Here is a 17,656-nt window from a genome sequence, read left to right as displayed (position 1 = left end):
GGAGAAGACTCATGGTTGAAACAATTACGATTTTTGTCCTTGCCATTTTCGTAGGTTACTACGTGGTGTGGGGAGTAACACCGGCATTGCATACGCCGTTGATGGCAGTAACCAATGCCTTGTCATCGATCATTATTGTCGGTGCAATGATTCAGACCGTTGGCCTGCCGGTAATCGGGGTTGAAGGCAGTGTCGATTTCCAGACCATTAATGTGGTGAGTGTCCTGGGCGCGATTGCCGTGTTCCTGGCCAGTATTAATATTTTTGGCGGCTTTGCAGTGACTGCACGTATGCTGGAAATGTTTAAACCTAAGCAAAAGAAAAAAGAGGGTTAATCCATGGAAATGATTCGAGAATATGCGGATTGGTTCTACCTGATTGGTGCCGTTCTTTTTATCCTGACGCTACGTGGTTTATCAGGGCCTAAAACTGCCATTCAAGGCAACCGTTACGGCATGATCGCCATGGCGATTGCAGTATTGACCACTTTCTTTGTTGCAGACAATCCTGTGGTCTGGATGATTGTTGGGGCAATGGTGCTGGGTGCAATTGTCGGTATTGCCCGCGCACGTACCGTACCGATGACCCAAATGCCGGAAACTGTGGCCCTGATGCACTCACTGGTCGGTTTGGCTGCGGTACTCATTGCGGTTGCAGCAATTATTCACAACAACAAACTGATCGAACTGGGTCCAGACCTGTTGGCTGCCAATGGGGTTAATTTCCATGAAATGAGCCGTGTTCATTTGTTTGAACTGTTTGTAGGCTGTTTTGTGGGTGCGATTACCTTCACCGCTTCAGTATTTGCTTACGGCAAACTGGCAGCGAAAAAATGGGCAAAAACCATTTCTGGCGCATGGGTAAAACCGGTTCAGGCCATTATCTTCATTGCCATGCTGGTATTCGGTTTCATGTTCTTCTCAACCGGAAATATGACTGCATTCTGGAGCATGACTGCACTTGCGCTGGTATTTGGCTGGGTCTGGATTGCACCTGTGGGCGGTGGTGATATGCCGGTGGTGGTATCGCTACTCAACTCGTTCTCGGGTTGGGCTGCAGCCGGGATTGGTTTCACGCTTGAAAACAACATGCTGATCGTTGCAGGTTCGCTGGTGGGTTCATCAGGTGCGATTCTGTCTTACATCATGTGTAAAGCCATGAACCGTTCCATCATCAACGTCTTGTTTGGTGGGGCAATGGGTGGGGCAGCAGCGCCAACTGCGGGAGCAGGTGAACAGGTGCAGCGTAATCACCGTTCTGGCTCGGCAGATGATGCAGGCTTCCTGATGTCAAATGCAGACAGTGTGGTGATTATACCGGGTTATGGTATGGCGCAAGGCCGTGCACAAAATGCGGTAAAAGAACTGGCCAACTTGTTAAAAGAGCAGGGCGTGACGGTACGTTTTGCAATTCATCCGGTGGCCGGTCGTATGCCAGGTCATATGAACGTATTGCTGGCTGAAGCTGACGTACCCTATGAAGACATCTTGGAAATGGACGAGATCAACTCGGACTTCCCGGCAACAGATGTGGTCTTGGTCATTGGTGCCAATGATGTAGTCAACCCTGCGGCCAAAGATGATCCAACCTCGCCAATTTATGGCATGCCGATTCTGGAAGCACATAAGGCACGTACTATTATGGTGATCAAACGCTCTATGGCGACTGGTTATGCCGGCCTGGACAATGACTTGTTCTATAACGACAAGACTATGATGATCTTCGGTGATGCCAAGAAAGTAGTAGAAGACATGACCAAAGCTATTAATGGTACGGGGCATTAATCATTTAAATCATTAGAATCCCCCTAAGTCTCCCTTTAATAAAGGGGGATTTTTTTGCTAAAGGCTTCCTCCTTTTAAAAAGGAGGGTCGGGGAGGATTAAACAAAAACCGCCCTGGGTGGTTTTTATGCTGCAATATTTTATATCGTGTTATAAGGATTGTTGCGCAGTCATCAGGTTTCTATATTTAGGATGAATTGAGCTTAAAACAGCAGTCAAATCGGTGCATGAGATCAGGTGGAAATTAAAGAAAAATAGCTATAGATTCATTTGTATTAAGACTTATAAAGTCCGATGCGCAGGTAATAAAAAAGCGACCTACACAGGTCGCTTTTTTGAATATTCGGTTTTTACGCTACAGAATCTGTATCTGCAGGATTGCGCCATAAGCTTTCTAGGTCATAGAATTTACGCGCTGTTGGAAGCATACAATGAACCACAACATAACCGAGGTCAATGAGGATCCATTCAGCATCACGTTCGCCTTCAATACCAAGAGGGCGAAAGCCAGCTTTACGTGCTTCTTCAGCAACGTTATTGGCCAGTGATTTGATATGACGAGTCGATGTACCGCTTGCAATCACCATAGCATCAGCAACATTACTGATACCGCTAACATCAAGCTCAACAATTTCTTTTGCTTTTACATCTTCAAGTGCAGCATGTACGACTTTTAAGCAGTCCTGTACAGCTTGAGAATTTGAATTCATAGTAAGATCGTGAGAATTAGAAGCGCTGGGCGATGGTTCTAAATTCATGGGGTGTGTAATTTCCTAACAATTATGCATGGTCTAATATAGCGGTTTTAGTCCGGAATTTCAAATTAAGCCGCAGTCCGCTCAGTCATGCTCCGGAAAGAATTCGGCTTTCCAGGCAAAGGAATCGTTGGAATGCTGCAGCGGCTTATATTCGGCAGCGACATAAGCATGATATTGACTATGTTTTAACCACTGAAATATATCATGATATTGAATCGAGGCGGTATTTGGCTGATGTCTTCCCGGACAATCTGCAAACTGGATATGACCAATCAGGTGAATATTTTCTTTTAAACTTTGCAGTACATCTTCACCCATCATGGCCATGTGATAGCAGTCATATTGCATTTTTAAAGCCGGATGATTGACTGCTTCCAGCATTTCCTGGGCTTGTGCAATATTTTGAATCAAAAAACGTGGCATATCGGTGCCATTGATCATTTCAAATACCGGTTCAATCTGATGTTCGACCAGCATGGAACAGGCCATTTTCAGATTACTTGCCAGTGTATTCAGGCAGGGCAACAGGTCACAATCCAGTGGCTGTTTGCCGGCCAGAATATTGACCCGAGGGACATTCAGGGCCGTGGCATATTGAATAGCCTGCTCAACGGCATGACGAAACTCGATTTCCCGCCCCGGAATACCGGCCAGGCCATGGCCGCCCTGCATGAGGTCACCCGCAGCTACATTAATCAGGCATAAATCCAGTTGATGAATGCTGAGCTGATTTTGAATCTGGCCAATAGTCAATTCATAAGGAAACTGGATTTCAACATGATCAAAGCCTTGTGCACGAGCCAGAGCAAAGCGTTCGATGAGTGGTACTTCAGTAAAAATCATCGACAGGTTAACGGCGAGTTTAATCATGTATTTTCCTTATACATCCAATGCATATAACAATATAAATTATGACTTTTTCAGCTGCTGGATCACCGTGGACAGATCGGCCTCGGCAAAACCTTGGGCCTGATGGGCGTGCAGCTGTGCTAAGGCCTGAGTTGCGACCGGAACGTCCAGTTCAAAACTTTGGGCCAGTTGCACGGCATTGTTCAGATCTTTAGATAAGGTCTGGACTTTCCATTGCACCGGTTCAAAAGTATGGCTCGCCATACGTGGTGTCAGAATCTGAAAAGGCTTGGAATCGGCAAAACCACCTGCCAATGCAGGGGCCAGTAAGCGTGTATCCACACCCGCAAGTCCAGCCAAAGCCACTGCTTCCGCGATCAAAGTACTATTGGCAGCGACAATGAGTTGGTTACAGATTTTGGTGGCCTGACCGGTGCCAGTGTCGCCCATCCGGGTAACGCGTTGTGACAGTACCTGATAGATTGGCGCTAAAGCTTCAATCGTTGCGGCATCACCTCCGGCAAAAATCACCAGACTGCCTTGCTCGGCACCGGCAGTACCGCCTGAAACCGGAGAATCGATCCAGGTCACCTGTTTGGCTTGTGCCTGGGCTGCCAGCAAATGGGTTTGTTGTACTGAAAGGCTGGAAAAATCCACTATGATTTGATCTGTAACTAAATAAGGTGCCATCTGCTCAAAAACCGATTGCACTGCCTGATCATCGGCCAGACAAGTCAGAATCACCGGATAATCGGCAAGCTGGTCTAAAGACAGCGCCGTTGCACCAAGCTCCAACAAAGGATGGCAGGCAGCCGGTGTGCGGTTCCATACCGCGACCTGAAAGCCTGCCTGCAGCAGACGTGTCGCCATGCGAGTGCCCATTAAACCCATACCTAAAAAGGCAATTTTAGTAGCGTGATTGAACTGCATACGTTCTCTTATTCCTTGCTTTGGCTCAGACTGTATTTATTTATATTGGCGCGGTAAAAACTGGATGTCGGGGTTCTTGTCTTTTTTACGCGCCAGCTGGCTGTTTTTACCCAGTAATAGTTTGAGCTGCCAGATTTTTTCCATACGTAATGATTTGTTCGGACGATGCTGCATGGCATCCAGCACAAACTTGGAAGCCATCAGGGCATCTGGAGAGCGTTGCAGCATTTCCTCAGCCAATACTTGGGCACGTGCCAGCGGCTGCTGATCTAGATGGGTAACCAGACCGATTTCTTTGGCATAGGCAGCCTCAAAAATCCGGGCAGTCAAGGTTAATTCTTTGGCCAGATCAATCCCAATCAGGCCTTTCAGCGAACGGCTGAGGCCCATATCCGGTACCAGTCCCCAACGGGTTTCCATAATCGACATTTTGGTGTCAGGATGTGCAATGCGGATATCTGCCGCAAGGGCCAGTTGCATGCCGGCCCCAAAACAGAAACCCTCCATCGCAGCGATCACTGGCACTGGTAATTCCTGCCAGACCAGAAAGGCTTTCTGGAACAGACTCTGACCCGGACGGATCAGCTCCCAGGCGGCATAGGCACGATTTTTAGGATTGTTTAAATCGGCCAGATCAATGCCGGCACTAAAAACCTGTGCCTCACCGGTCAAAATCACGCAACGGATACTTTTATCTTTTTTGATTTTCTGTGCAGTGGTGACCAGTTCGCGTAGCAGGGCAAAGCTCATGGCATTGCGTTTGTCTGGCCGGTTCAGTGTAACTGTGGCAATGCCATTATTTTTTTCCAAGCGCACGAGTGACATGACAGTCTTCCTTATTTTTCCTGAGCTGAGCATAGCATGCAGCCTGTGGGCTTGCATGACAGCCCAGTCACGCTTCTTCAATCACGGATTGAGGAATGTTTTTAATTTAAATGCTGCTTGAGAATCTGCTGAGCAGCCTGTTCAACCTGCTCCACGACAGCTTTCAGCTCATCGAAATATTTCAATACCTCTTGTACAAAGTTTTCATCGGCCTTGCGGCGCTCTTTACGCAGAGTCGAAACGAACTGCTCAAAGCCACCGGTGACTTTCTGCAAAGTCGGTGCGCCGACATAGCGGGTCGCACCATATAAACGGTGCAGTACATGCTCCAGTTGCGGGAAATCTTCCAGTTCAATCAGCTGCTGCATTTCACTGAGTTCATCAGCAAAACTGTCCACCAGCATGCGCAACAGGTCGACCGCCAGATCTTCCTTGTTGGCTGCCAGTTGCAGGCTTTGCTGCCAGTCCAGAATGTTCGGATCCAGTGCATCAATCACATGGGCACGTTCCAGCACAGGAAGCCGTTTAAAATGTTCGGTCGTCCACTGGGTCAGGATTTGCACAATCTGCTCGATCTGAATCGGCTTGGTGACATAATCATCCATACCATTTTGCAGCAATTTATGTTTTTCATCCGACAGCGCATGCGCCGTCAGGGCAATAATCGGCAGGCGGTTATGGTTTTCAAAGGTCGATTCCAGCGAGCGTATGGCGCGGGTAGTATCAATTCCCGACATGACCGGCATCTGGATATCCATAAAGACCAGATCAAAAGCCGGCTGGCCCTGTTCATGGCGGCGCTGGATGATATCAATGGCTTCCTGTCCGCTCAGGGCTTTGCTGGTGGTAACATTCAGTTCACCCAGCAATGCTTCCAGCACAATCAGGTTCGGCAGATGATCATCGACTGCCAGAATGTGCAGACCCTGGCCATTAAAATCTTCATGCTGTTCCTGATCGAAGACCGGTTGATTTCCCAGAAGTTGAATCAAGGCACTGCGGCTCAAAGGTTGGTGCAGGGCACGGGCACGATGGTCATTCAGCATGCTCGGGTCGAGCTGCATCTGATAGCCATATACGGCCAGATGGCCCTGATAACGAGAGCGGATTTCACGTAATAAGGCTTCACTGTCGCCACTGTGATCGACGATGAGCCAAGTATTTTCGGTATTCTGTAAATGATTCAGGCGACTAAACAGATCCAGAATTGAGGCACATTCGATGTGCTTGACCTGATAATTTTCCAGATAATGCCGCAAGACATTGGCCGTGGCCGGATGGGCCAGATAAGACACCACCGTCAATTCGCTAAAATCTGGATGCTCAATCACGGTAGCTTCATCGACCAGGAACTGCGCAGTGAACCAGAAGGTCGAGCCTTTTTCGGTCGGGGCACGTTCCTGATTGTCTTCAAAGCCGATCTGGCCATGCATCAGGCTGACCAGCTGTTTGGAAATCGCCAGGCCAAGACCTGTACCACCAAACTGACGGGTCACTGAAGTATCGCCTTGCGAGAAAGATTCAAATAACTTTTTACGATCTGTTCCGCTCAGGCCAATGCCGCTGTCCTGCACACTAAAATGCAGCACACATTGATCGATGCCATCATGTTCCATGCGTGCCCGGACAATAATTTCGCCATCCGGAGTGAACTTGATCGCATTGGAAATCAGGTTGGTCAGAATCTGCTTAAAACGTAAGGCATCGCCAATCACATGTTTCGGTACACTGTCCGCATAGTAAAACGCCATATCAATATGTTTTTGCGCCGCCAGTGGCGAGAGCATGTCCATCACATCAAAAATGGCTTCTTCCAGATCAAAAGCTGCGGTTTCCAGTTCCAGTTTGCCGGCATCAATTTTGGAAAAATCCAGCACATCATTAATTAGCGCCAGCAAATGCGCCGAAGATTTGCGAATGGTCTGCAAATATAAGCTTTGCTCATTGCTGAGATTGCCCTGACGCAAGAGCAGATGAATAAAGCCATCAATACTGTTTAGCGGGGTACGCAGTTCATGGGAAATGTTGGCCAGAAACACCGACTTGGCCTGATTGGCCGAGATCGCCTGGTCACGTGCCTGACGGTAGGTAATATTCTGGACTTCCAACGTGTCCAGAGTACGGCGTAAATCATCTTCGGTCTGTTCGGTATGCTCGCGCAGTTCCAGAAAGCTGAAATGCAGACGTTTTACCACATTGGCAATATCTCGCTGCAATAAACGCAGTTCTCCAGTGCTGTTAATCACCATATGCTGACCCAGGGTGTCGGCATTCAGGCGTTGCAACTGCATGCGAATTTCATACATTGGTGCAATCCAGCGCCGTGAGTAGAAATTCAGACAAAGTAATAACAGCAATAAGGTCAACAGACCGGTCGCAATCAACACGATCAAGACCCGGTAACGGGCAATTTCCAGCGGCTGGTTATCCAGTTCAATCGCCAGCCATCCGCTAGAAAAACTGTTTTCATTTACTTTGATGGCATAGATATGATTGTCTTTATGCAGGATCGGACCCACAAAATTACCGCTTTTCTCAAAATCAGGCCAGGTGGCCTGTTCCTGAAAGCCAATGCCTAAACGGTTCTTGCCACTGTCATCCAGAATGGCTGCCCGAACCAGATGTTTTTCATTGAGCATGTTTTGCATGGCATTATGCGCCTGGTCATATTGCCAGGGATACAGGCTCAAAATATCCAGTGCATATTCAGCAGTGCCTTGAAAACGGGTCATGATGGCAATCGCCATCTGTTTTTGCTGGGCACGTGCGGCATTTGAGGTTTCAGTCAACACCAGCATGGCGCCGACACAGGCCAAAATGGTAATCGGCACAAAAATTAGCGCAATCAGTTGTCCATAGGCATGATTTAAGTGCAGGCGTTTAAACAGCTTTTTGTTGATCGTTGACATGATTTAAGCAGTATTTTCTTTATGTCTGGCATATTAGCATGCTTTAAAACGACAGTTAAAATTTAAGCAATATTTTTATAAATGTTCAGCTTCAGGCCTGTAAATACAAAAAAATTCAGTTAAATGCTGGCGGAAATATAGTGAATAATAGGCAATAGAGATTTCAGTAAGCTGAAAATCTGCGACTGAAAAGAAAGCTTTTATATTCACAAATGGCTTTGTTTGTCTTGTTAGGTTGTCGGGAAATCAAGTTTATGGCGGGATATTCAGTAAGTTTTAGCGAGTTTCTGAAAAAGCCTTGCTAAATGAGTGCAGGGAAAAGCATTTTTTCATACAATAGCCGCACCTCGATATAGGTGCAAATAATGAATCATACGACTCCTGATTTTCAAGCAGACGAATTTTTGTTAGACCATTATGTCGGCAAAACGCCGCTGGTGCGTTTACAGCGTCTGGCAAGTCACACTCACGCTACCGTACTCGCGAAACTTGAAGGCAATAACCCGGCAGGCTCAGTCAAGGACCGCCCCGCCTATAATATGATCATGCAGGCCGAGAAGCGTGGACAGATCAAACCGGGTGATACCCTGATTGAGGCGACAAGCGGGAATACAGGGATTGCATTGGCGATGGTCGCAGCAATGCGTGGCTATAAAATGACGCTGATCATGCCAAACAATATGAGTCAGGAACGTAAGGATGCCATGCGTGCTTATGGTGCCGAACTGATTGAAGTGACCAAAGAGCAGGGCATGGAAGGTGCACGTGATCTGGCTGCACAAATGCAGAATGATGGTGTTGGTCTGGTACTGAACCAGTTTGGCAATCCGGACAATGTCGAAGCACATTACCTGACCACCGGACCTGAAATCTGGCAACAAACCGGTGGCAAGATTACCCATTTTGTTAGCTCGATGGGCACTACCGGCACTATTATGGGTGTCTCGAAATACCTGAAAGAAATGAATCCTGATATTCAGATTGTCGGTTTGCAGCCCTCAGATGGTTCCAGCATTGCCGGAATCCGCCGCTGGCCAGAAGAATATCTGCCAACCATTTTTGATCGTAGCCGCGTGGATCGCATTATTGATATTCCACAGATTGAAGCAGAAAAAACCATGCGCAAGCTGGCCCAGAAAGAAGGCATTAGTGCCGGAACTTCGTCGGGTGGTGCGGTATGGGCCTCGATCAAACTGGCGGAAGAACATCCGGATGCAGTAATTGTGTGTATTATCTGTGACCGTGGTGACCGTTACCTGTCTACAGGGTTATTCTCTGTGCAAGATCCTGAATAATTATTTGAGCACTGTTTTATGCGCCTGCCTGTTTTAACTTTCGATATTGAAACCCAAACCGATCTCAAATCAGGCGCGCATTTATTTGGTCTGGATCTGCCCGAGGCAGACCTGGATCAGGCCCTGACCAAATTACGCCGTCAGGATTCAGGCTCGGATTTTCAGCGTCTGCCGCTACATGAAATTGTCTGTATTTCTGGTTTATGGATCGATGAACAGGGCATGAAGCTGTTTTCGTTTAGCCGGGAGCAGCTTTCTGAAGCAGAAATTTTAAAAAAATTCCTGTCCATTTTTGACAAGCGCCATCCGACGCTGGTCAGCTGGAATGGCTCACAGTTTGATTTGCCTGTGATTTTATACCGCGCCATGTATCATGGACTCTCTGCACCGAGTCTGTTCGATCAGGGCGAAATTGATACGCAAAAGCGTTATAATAACTACCAGAATCGTTACCATCATCGTCATGTCGACCTGATGGATGTGATGGCCATGTTCCATGCCCGTCATTTCCAGAAGCTGGACGATGTTGCACATTTGCTGGGTTATCCGGGCAAGCGCGGTGACGGAGCCTATCGGGTTCCTGAATATGTCCGCAATCAGCAATGGACCGAACTCACCTCCTATTGTGAGGGTGATGTGCTGAATACCTGGCTGGTCTATATCCGCTGGCAGTTGTTAAAAGGTCAACTGTTACTGCCGGATTATCAGCATCTACTGCAAAGTACGATTCAATATTTGCATACTCAGCCGCAGCATGCGGACTTTTTGTCGGTGTGGCGTGAAACTTCACAAAGCACTGATTTTACCCGTTTTGATTTTCCCACTCCCACAGATTAGGTTTTCATGAAACATCGAGCACAACCACGCCCTACGCAACAACCCGAGTACATTTTTCAGGTTGAGTCACTTTCGCATGAGGGACGTGGCATCGCTCATTATGGTTCGCATCCGGATCATCCCCAGCATAAAAATGGCAAGAAAGTCTTTATCCGCTATGCCTTGCCAGGCGAAACCGTGCGTGCCCGCATTAGCCGTGAAGTCAAAAAACTGGAAGAAGCCGACAGTCTTGAATTGTTAAGTGAAGCTTCCGAGATGCGGGTCAAGCCGATCTGTCCGCATTTTGGAGTGTGTGGTGGTTGTAATATGCAGCATATCGCAGCCGATGCCCAGATTGAACTGAAGCAGAATGTACTGAAATCGCATCTACAGCATTTTGCCGGCATCCAGCCTGAACAATGGTTATCACCTCTACGCTCACAACGGGAAGATTATCGCCGTAAAGCCCGAATCGGGGTGCGTTATCTGCCTGCTAAAGAGCAGCTGGTGGTGGGTTTTCGTGAAAATCAGTCCAATAAGCTGACACCGATTGACCGCTGCATGATTCTGGATCGCGAGTTCGGCTCGGTTACAGGTCTTAAACAATTGCTGCAAGGTCTGAATGGCAAGGCCGACATCGGTCATATAGAATTGGCCATGGGGGATCAGGAGATTGCCTTGCTGGTTCGTGAAACTGCAAAATTATCTGCTGCCGATGTCAACCAATTGCGCGAATTTACGTTACAGAAAGGTTGGCAACTGTATTTGCAGCCTGCAGGCAAAGAGATGCTGTCGCGGATTGATGACCCGGATGCCTCTTCACGCTTACACTATGGTCTTGATGACTTTGATGTAAAATTCGGTTTTAATCCCTTGGACTTTACCCAGGTGAATTCAAGCATTAACCCGCAAATGGTGCGGTTGGCATGTGATTTGCTACAACTGCAACAGAGTGAACGGGTTCTGGATCTCTTTTGTGGATTAGGAAACTTTTCCTTACCTCTTGCGCGCTGTGTGGGTACCTCGGGTCAAGTGATTGCGGTCGAGGGAAGTGAAGAAATGGTACAGCGCGGTGCGGAAAATGCCAAAATCAATGGTATTGCACAAGTCGCGTTCTATTCACAAGATTTAACCAAAGATTTCTCGCACCAGACTTGGGCAAAGCAAGGTTTTGATGCATTATTAATTGACCCGCCACGTGCCGGGGCAGAAGAAGTGATGCATTGCATTCCTCGGTTTGGAGCAAAAAGAATTATTTATGTGTCATGTAATCCTGCGACGCTCGCCAGAGATGCGGGAATACTGGTACAACAGGGCTATCGCCTCACCCAGGCCGGAGTGATGGATATGTTTACACATACCGGACATGTTGAATCGATCGCATTGTTCGAAAAAGAAAATCAAATAAACGATTAAAGAAATGATGTTTTTAAATGTAGGAGAAGGGTATGGTCACAGTACGTGAGCAACTCCCTGGACGACTCAACGAGTTGTCACAGGAGACGACTGTAGAACATGCCGAACAAGCACACCACGATCTGACGGAATGGTTAGATCGGGTTCGTGGCATATTAGATGGCGCACCTTTAACGCAGCTCGAAGAAGTCGCCCACTTAACACTAGAAAGAGAGCTGCAAAGTACGGTTCAGCACCGTTCCAATACCTTCTATACCGGTATTGAGATGGCGGATATCCTGGCACATCTGCATGTCGATGAAGATACCTTGTCGGCAGCCATGCTGTATCGGGCTGTACGTGAAGGCGTCATGCCCCTGAGCGAAGTGCAGGAAAAATTTGGCGAGCAGGTACATAGTCTGGTCAAAGGCACACTTGCCATGGGTAAGCTGTCTGAACTGATCGAAAAAAACAAACGTCTGGAAGATCATTTCAATAATAACCAGCGTGAGCATCTGTCTGGCATTTACAAAATGCTGATCTCGGTCACTGAAGATGTGCGTGTGGTTCTGATCAAGCTGGCCGAACGTACCTATGCCTTACGTGAACTGGCCAATTCCTCACGTGAACGCCAAGAACGGGTTGCCCGGGAAATCCTGACCATTTATTCACCACTGGCACACCGCTTGGGTATTGCCCAGTTAAAATGGGAGCTGGAAGATTTAGCTTTCCGTTATCTTGCGCCAGAACGTTATAAAGAAATTGCTTCTTTGCTCAATGAGAAGCGTCTGGAGCGAGAACAGTATATTCAGTTCGTAATTGATAAATTGCGTACTGAACTGTCCGAGCACGGTATCGAGGCTGAAATTAATGGCCGGGTAAAACACATTTATTCGATTTATCGAAAAATGAAAAGCAAGAGCCTGAGTTTCGATCAGCTCTATGATATTCGTGCCTTGCGGGTACTGGTCAAAAGTGTACCTGAGTGTTATCACACTTTAGGGATTGTGCATCAGATCTGGCGTCATATTCCGCATCAGTTTGATGACTATATTACCAATCCAAAAGCCAACGGCTATCGCTCTTTGCATACTGCGGTGATTGCCGAAAACAAGTCGCTTGAAGTGCAGATTCGTACCTATACCATGCATGATGAAGCAGAGCTTGGGGTATGTTCACACTTTAATTATAAGGAAGGCTCAAAAACCACCGATCATTCCTTTAACCATCGTCTGCACTCCTTGCGTGCGGTACTTGAACATTATCAGGAACGTAATGAATCAAGTGCACATAAGGAATCTGAAGATGAAATCGAAAATTTTGAACATATTCAAGATTTTGAAGGTTTTGAAAAGATCTATGTGTTTAGCCGGGATGGCGACATCAAAGAGCTGCCACGCGGTTCAACGGTACTCGACTTTGCTTATCACGTGCATACCGAAGTGGGTAACAAATGTTATGCCGCACGGGTGAATCAGCGCTATGTGCCACTGACTTATACCCTGAAAACCGGGGAACAGGTCGAGATTCTAACCAAAAAAGACCGTGAACCGAATCGGGACTGGCTGGTCAATTCTTTGGGTTATATCAAGACTGCGCGTGCGCGGGACAAGCTGCGTCACTGGTTCCGTCAACAGGATCGTAGCAAGAACCTGGAAGTCGGCCGTGAAGTGCTGAACAAAGAATTGTCACGTCTGGCGATCCATCCAAAATCGATCGATTTGAGTGATTATTGCAACCACTTTAATGTCAAGACCGGTGATGACATTCTGGTCAATCTGGTCAATGGTGATATCAGCCTGCATGCCCTGATTAATCAGGTAAATCGTCACATGCATCTGGATCAGGACGAACCTGAGCTGGTGCTGAAACCTGCCTTGAATCCGCGTGCCAGTCATACCCTGTCAGCACACGGCATTCTGATCGATGGCTTAGATAATGTTGAGTTACATGTGGCGCAATGTTGCCAGCCGGTGCATGGCGAATCAATTGCCGGCTATATCACTCTAAATCGCGGGGTAAGCATTCACAAGGTGGCTTGTCCGGACTATGTCCGTATGATCACCCAAGAGCCTGAGCGCGCGGTAGAAGCCGATTGGGAAATGCAGCCGACCCGTGGTCAGAGTGTACAGATTGTGGTGGAAGCTTATGATCGACGCGGTCTGCTCAAAGATCTGACACAAGTGATTTTTTCTGATCAGATCAATATCCGTCAGGTGAATACCATTTCGGAAGCGGATGGTATCGCCAATATGAAGCTGTTGATTGAAGTCAAAGGCCTGGCGCAACTTTCCAAGCTGCTGGCTCGTCTTGAACAGCAACCGGGGATTATCAGCGCCCGCCGTCTGGTACAGGGTACTTAAATTCCTTTGAATCAGTTGAAAAGCCTGCAATTTAATTGCGGGCTTTTTTATTGTAATGTATTGCAATGAAAAAGATAAAAACAGACCAGCAGAGCATGATGAACGCCACTGAACTATTCGAATGTAGACGCAATAATCTGGCCAAAGTAATTGATCTGCTGATCGAGACGCAGCAGTTTAAAACCGGCAAAGAGATCTGTGAACATTTTGGTCTGTCTGCATCGTATATCGCGCAATTATTGAATAGTAAACGCCAGATTGGCGAGAAGGCGGCTAGAGAACTGGAACAGCAACTTGGATTAGATCCTTTCATTCTGGATCAGACGGATGAGCCAAAAGTTGAGTCATCTGCAGTCGTTGAACAGCTTGCTCTGTTGCAAATGCAAGTCGTACAACAGCAGGCATTCAGGCTTAATCCTGTAGGCACGGTTGATTTATTCAATCAGGGCATTCTTCATCTGCAAGCACAGCATTATCTGATTGAGGTGGCAGGATCACATTATTTCCCCAGCTTAAAACCAGGCTGGTGGCTGGTATGTGATCAACAGGCTGAGTTGGCAGTTTCCGGGATACACTGTGTGTATTTGGCCAATGGCTTGCAGCTCATTTTGAACAGGGTAGGCGAAGACCAGAAGCATTACGAGTTTCAGAGTCTGGATGAGCGTCGCAAAGTGATTTTTCAAAAAACGGATATTGAAAAAATGCATCCGGTTATGGCGATTCTTCCTGATATTGATCTATTTAAACAGCAGAAATAATTCAGCCCATCATAAGACGGGCTGAAAGGTGAAAATGCGACAGAACAGATTATGGAATCTGGTTTTCATCTTCAAATTCTGGCTTGACCTGAACAATAAAGTCCTGACGGTTTAGACCACGCCATAAGGCAAAGGCCGTACCGATATAGATGGACGAGTAGGTACCGACAAAGACACCAACAAACATCGCAATCGAGAACCATTTCAGACCATCACCACCCATAACCATCATTGCAACAACCACAAGCAATAAGGTCATGGAAGTATGAATGGTACGACGTAAGGTTTCAGTCAGGGCAATGTTGATAATTTCGACCGGCTCTGCACCACGAATTTTACGGAAATTCTCACGGATACGGTCAGAGACCACGATATTATCGTTCAGCGAGAAACCGATGATGGCCAGTAACGCGGCCAGTACAGTCAGGTCAAATGGCCACTGCATCATCGCAAAAATCCCGAGGGTCACGACAATGTCATGGAACAGCGACAATACTGCGCCCATGGCCAGTTTGAACTCAAAGCGAATAGTGACATAGACCAGCATCAACAGCAGCGCGAGTGCCACAGCACCACCAGAGCGAACATACAGTTCATTACCGACCTGGCCACCGACCACATCGACTTTGGGTACTTCTGCTGCATTATTTGGCAATTGAACCGCTGCAGTAACTGCTTTGGTCAGGTCTTCAGCTTCCACATCTTCCTGAACCGGCATACGCACCATCAGGTCACGTTCCGAACCCAAAGTTTGTACGACAGCATCGTTGAAACCGGCCTGGCTCAGTGCCTTGGAAACATCTTCAGGCTTGACCGGATTGGTATAGTTCAGCTCGGCTGCCACACCACCGGTAAAGTCTAGCCCCAGGTTAAGGCCTTTGGTCGTAATAAAGAACAGACTCGCAACAGTTAAGATGATTGAAAACAATGCCGCAGGCAAAGCAATCTTCATAAACGGAATGACGCGTTCGTCTTCAGGGCGACCGTACTGTTTTTGATTCAGTTGAGTATTTTCAGTCATCATCGATCTCCTTAAATGCTCAACTTTTTCAAGTTACGTTTTTTGCCATAAATGAGCTGTACCACGGCACGCGTTACTGTAATCGCAGTAAACATCGAGCAGACAATACCAATCATCAGGGTCACGGCAAAGCCTTTGATCGGCCCTGTGCCAATCGCGAACAGAATGAAGGCTACCAGGAAGGTAGTGAGGTTCGAGTCGAAAATGGTGTTATAGGCCCGATCATAACCGGCCACAATCGCCTGTTTCGGCGAAGCTCCCCATTTCATCTCTTCCCGTATTCGTTCACAGATCAGGACGTTGGCATCGACTGCCATCCCGATGGTAATCACGATACCGGCAATACCAGGTAAGGTTAGAGAAGCACCAATCCATGACATGACGGTCAGAATCATTGCCAGGTTAAATACCAGGGCAAAGTTCGCAATCACACCAAACAGACGGAAGAATACCACCATCCAGATCGCCACCAGAAGGAAGCCAATTTGTGTTGAAAGTACGCCTTTGTCGATATTTTCCTGACCCAGACTTGGACCAATCACACGTTCTTCAACAAAGTACATTGGCGCAGCCAGGGCACCGGCACGTAGCATCAAGGCAAGTTCAGCAGCTTCCTGTGGTGAGTCCAGACCGGTAATACGGAACTGGGAACCGAGTACCGCCTGAATGGTTGCCGCATTAATCACGACAGATTCAGTATATGGCGTACGCACTTCAGTTTGAGTCCCAGTCGCTGGATCTTCTACATAGCTAATGCGCTGTTTGTTCTCGATGAACAATACTGCCATCCGTTTGCCGACCGCATTCCGGGTCGCATCCGACATCAGTTTGCCGCCTGCGCTGTCTAGGGTAATGTTGACTTCAGCACCGCCAGTGTCCTGGCTAAAGCCGCTTGATGCATTCTGAACACGTTCACCGGTCAAGATACGGTTACGGTTCAACAGTAGCTGACGACCGCTGTCCAGTGATTCATAAGCGAATACTTCTGTACCCGGTGGCAATGTACCCGTTGCCTGGCCGGTATATGGATCGATATACTGATCATTCAGGTCAGAAACCAGACGGAACTCGAGGTTTGCAGTACGACCCAAAACACGTTTGGCTTCGGCTGTGTCCTGTACACCCGGCAATTCAACCACAATCCGGTTGCTGCCCTGAGTTTGCACCAGTGCTTCGGCCACACCTAACTCGTTAATACGGTTACGTAAAGTGGTCAAGTTCTGGTTGACGGCATAAGATTCGATTTCTTGCTTACGTACGTCAGTATAAGTCAAACGTAAGGTCGAACCGGTTGTGGTGGCAACCGCCTGTTGATTGAATTCGTTACCATTACGGCGCAAGAAATCCATCGCTGCAGCACGATCATCATTACTGGCAAACTGTACGACAATGGTGTTGTTGCTTAAGTTCAGGCTATTAAATTTCAGGTTGTTATCACGCAACTGGCGACGTAAATCTGTCGCAGAAGTTTCCATACGCTGCGCAATGGCCTTGTCCATATCCACTTCAAGCAGGAAGTGAACACCGCCACGTAAATCCAGACCCAGCTTCATTGGTTTAGCACCAATTTTTTGCAGCCATTCTGGCGTGGTCGGGGCAAGGTTCAATGCCACCACGTAATCATCACCTAAACCACGACGTAAAGCTTCTTTGGCTTTAAGTTGCGATTCACTTGAATCTACACGTAATAAGGCAGCATTGTTGCTAAAGCTATTGTCATGGGTGGCAATATTTTCAGTTGTTAAAATTTGCTCTGCTTTTTGTACGATGCTTGCATCAATCTGAGTACCGGCTTTGGCACCCGAAATCTGTACAGCAGGTTCATCTGGATACAAACTTGGCAGGGCATATAAGGTACTGATGGCGAGAACCACCAAGATCAGTACATATTTCCATGCTGGGTAACGCATTCGTTTTCTTCTTAAAATGAAAAAGTCGTGCGAGGGCACGACTA

The 17,656-nt window shown here is 47.4% G+C and carries 14 protein-coding genes; 7 read left to right on the top strand and 7 right to left on the bottom strand.

What is annotated here, in order from left to right:
* Positions 1-11 precede the first annotated feature (11 nt).
* Both AC3IT7_RS12420 and AC3IT7_RS12415 read left to right on the top strand, forming a co-directional pair.
* Positions 12-335 (top strand): proton-translocating transhydrogenase family protein, encoded by a 324-nt coding sequence (locus AC3IT7_RS12420; protein ID WP_004281642.1) that lies wholly within the window; start codon positions 12-14, stop codon positions 333-335.
* Positions 336-338: 3 nt separating this feature from the next.
* Positions 339-1,784, top strand: coding sequence for an NAD(P)(+) transhydrogenase (Re/Si-specific) subunit beta (locus tag AC3IT7_RS12415; protein ID WP_489248673.1), 1,446 nt, complete (start codon positions 339-341; stop codon positions 1,782-1,784).
* Between the two features lie 349 nt (positions 1,785-2,133).
* Here the strand turns inward: AC3IT7_RS12415 and rsfS are convergent, their stop codons facing one another.
* From rsfS to AC3IT7_RS12390, 5 genes are all read right to left on the bottom strand, one after another.
* Positions 2,134-2,541 carry a ribosome silencing factor gene (gene rsfS, locus AC3IT7_RS12410; RefSeq protein ID WP_071851619.1) on the bottom strand — a complete coding sequence of 136 codons (408 nt, stop codon included), beginning with the start codon at positions 2,539-2,541 and terminating at the stop codon, positions 2,134-2,136.
* Between the two features lie 81 nt (positions 2,542-2,622).
* On the bottom strand, positions 2,623-3,411 hold the full coding sequence (locus AC3IT7_RS12405) for a hydroxypyruvate isomerase family protein (protein ID WP_489248672.1): 789 nt from the start codon (positions 3,409-3,411) through the stop codon (positions 2,623-2,625).
* Positions 3,412-3,450: 39 nt separating this feature from the next.
* Positions 3,451-4,320 carry an NAD(P)-dependent oxidoreductase gene (locus tag AC3IT7_RS12400; RefSeq protein ID WP_489248671.1) on the bottom strand — a complete coding sequence of 290 codons (870 nt, stop codon included), beginning with the start codon at positions 4,318-4,320 and terminating at the stop codon, positions 3,451-3,453.
* A gap of 36 nt (positions 4,321-4,356) precedes the next feature.
* The gene (locus AC3IT7_RS12395) at positions 4,357-5,145 is read right to left on the bottom strand and encodes a crotonase/enoyl-CoA hydratase family protein (RefSeq protein WP_489248670.1); all 789 of its coding nucleotides are present in this window, start codon (positions 5,143-5,145) and stop codon (positions 4,357-4,359) included.
* A gap of 101 nt (positions 5,146-5,246) precedes the next feature.
* Positions 5,247-8,054, bottom strand: coding sequence for a GacS-like sensor histidine kinase (locus AC3IT7_RS12390; protein WP_489248669.1), 2,808 nt, complete (start codon positions 8,052-8,054; stop codon positions 5,247-5,249).
* A 365-nt stretch (positions 8,055-8,419) separates the two neighbouring features.
* Between AC3IT7_RS12390 and cysM the strand changes: the two genes are divergently transcribed.
* The 5 genes from cysM (at position 8,420) to AC3IT7_RS12365 (ending at position 14,681) form a co-directional block, all read left to right on the top strand.
* Positions 8,420-9,349, top strand: a complete 930-nt coding sequence (cysM, locus tag AC3IT7_RS12385) for a cysteine synthase CysM (RefSeq protein WP_475654797.1) — start codon at positions 8,420-8,422, stop codon at positions 9,347-9,349.
* Positions 9,350-9,367: 18 nt separating this feature from the next.
* Positions 9,368-10,186, top strand: coding sequence for a 3'-5' exonuclease (locus tag AC3IT7_RS12380; protein WP_489248668.1), 819 nt, complete (start codon positions 9,368-9,370; stop codon positions 10,184-10,186).
* Positions 10,187-10,192: 6 nt separating this feature from the next.
* On the top strand, positions 10,193-11,581 hold the full coding sequence (rlmD, locus tag AC3IT7_RS12375) for a 23S rRNA (uracil(1939)-C(5))-methyltransferase RlmD (RefSeq protein ID WP_489248667.1): 1,389 nt from the start codon (positions 10,193-10,195) through the stop codon (positions 11,579-11,581).
* Positions 11,582-11,613: 32 nt separating this feature from the next.
* A complete protein-coding gene (locus AC3IT7_RS12370) occupies positions 11,614-13,923 on the top strand; it encodes a RelA/SpoT family protein (protein WP_489248666.1) in 2,310 nt (769 codons plus the stop codon).
* 98 nt (positions 13,924-14,021) lie between these two features.
* The gene (locus AC3IT7_RS12365) at positions 14,022-14,681 is read left to right on the top strand and encodes a hypothetical protein (protein ID WP_489248665.1); all 660 of its coding nucleotides are present in this window, start codon (positions 14,022-14,024) and stop codon (positions 14,679-14,681) included.
* A gap of 49 nt (positions 14,682-14,730) precedes the next feature.
* On the opposite strand, the gene secF is transcribed toward AC3IT7_RS12365, so the two are convergent.
* Entirely contained in the window at positions 14,731-15,705 is a 975-nt protein-coding gene (gene secF, locus AC3IT7_RS12360) for a protein translocase subunit SecF (RefSeq protein WP_489248664.1), read from the bottom strand.
* Between the two features lie 8 nt (positions 15,706-15,713).
* Positions 15,714-17,612 (bottom strand): protein translocase subunit SecD, encoded by a 1,899-nt coding sequence (gene secD, locus AC3IT7_RS12355; RefSeq protein WP_489248663.1) that lies wholly within the window; start codon positions 17,610-17,612, stop codon positions 15,714-15,716.
* Between the last annotated feature and the right edge of the window lie 44 nt (positions 17,613-17,656).

The sequence above is a fragment of the Acinetobacter sp. KH_038 genome (assembly GCF_057839405.1).
The sequence above is the reverse complement of the archived record's forward strand: the minus strand, read 5'-3'. Positions and strand labels throughout refer to the sequence as shown.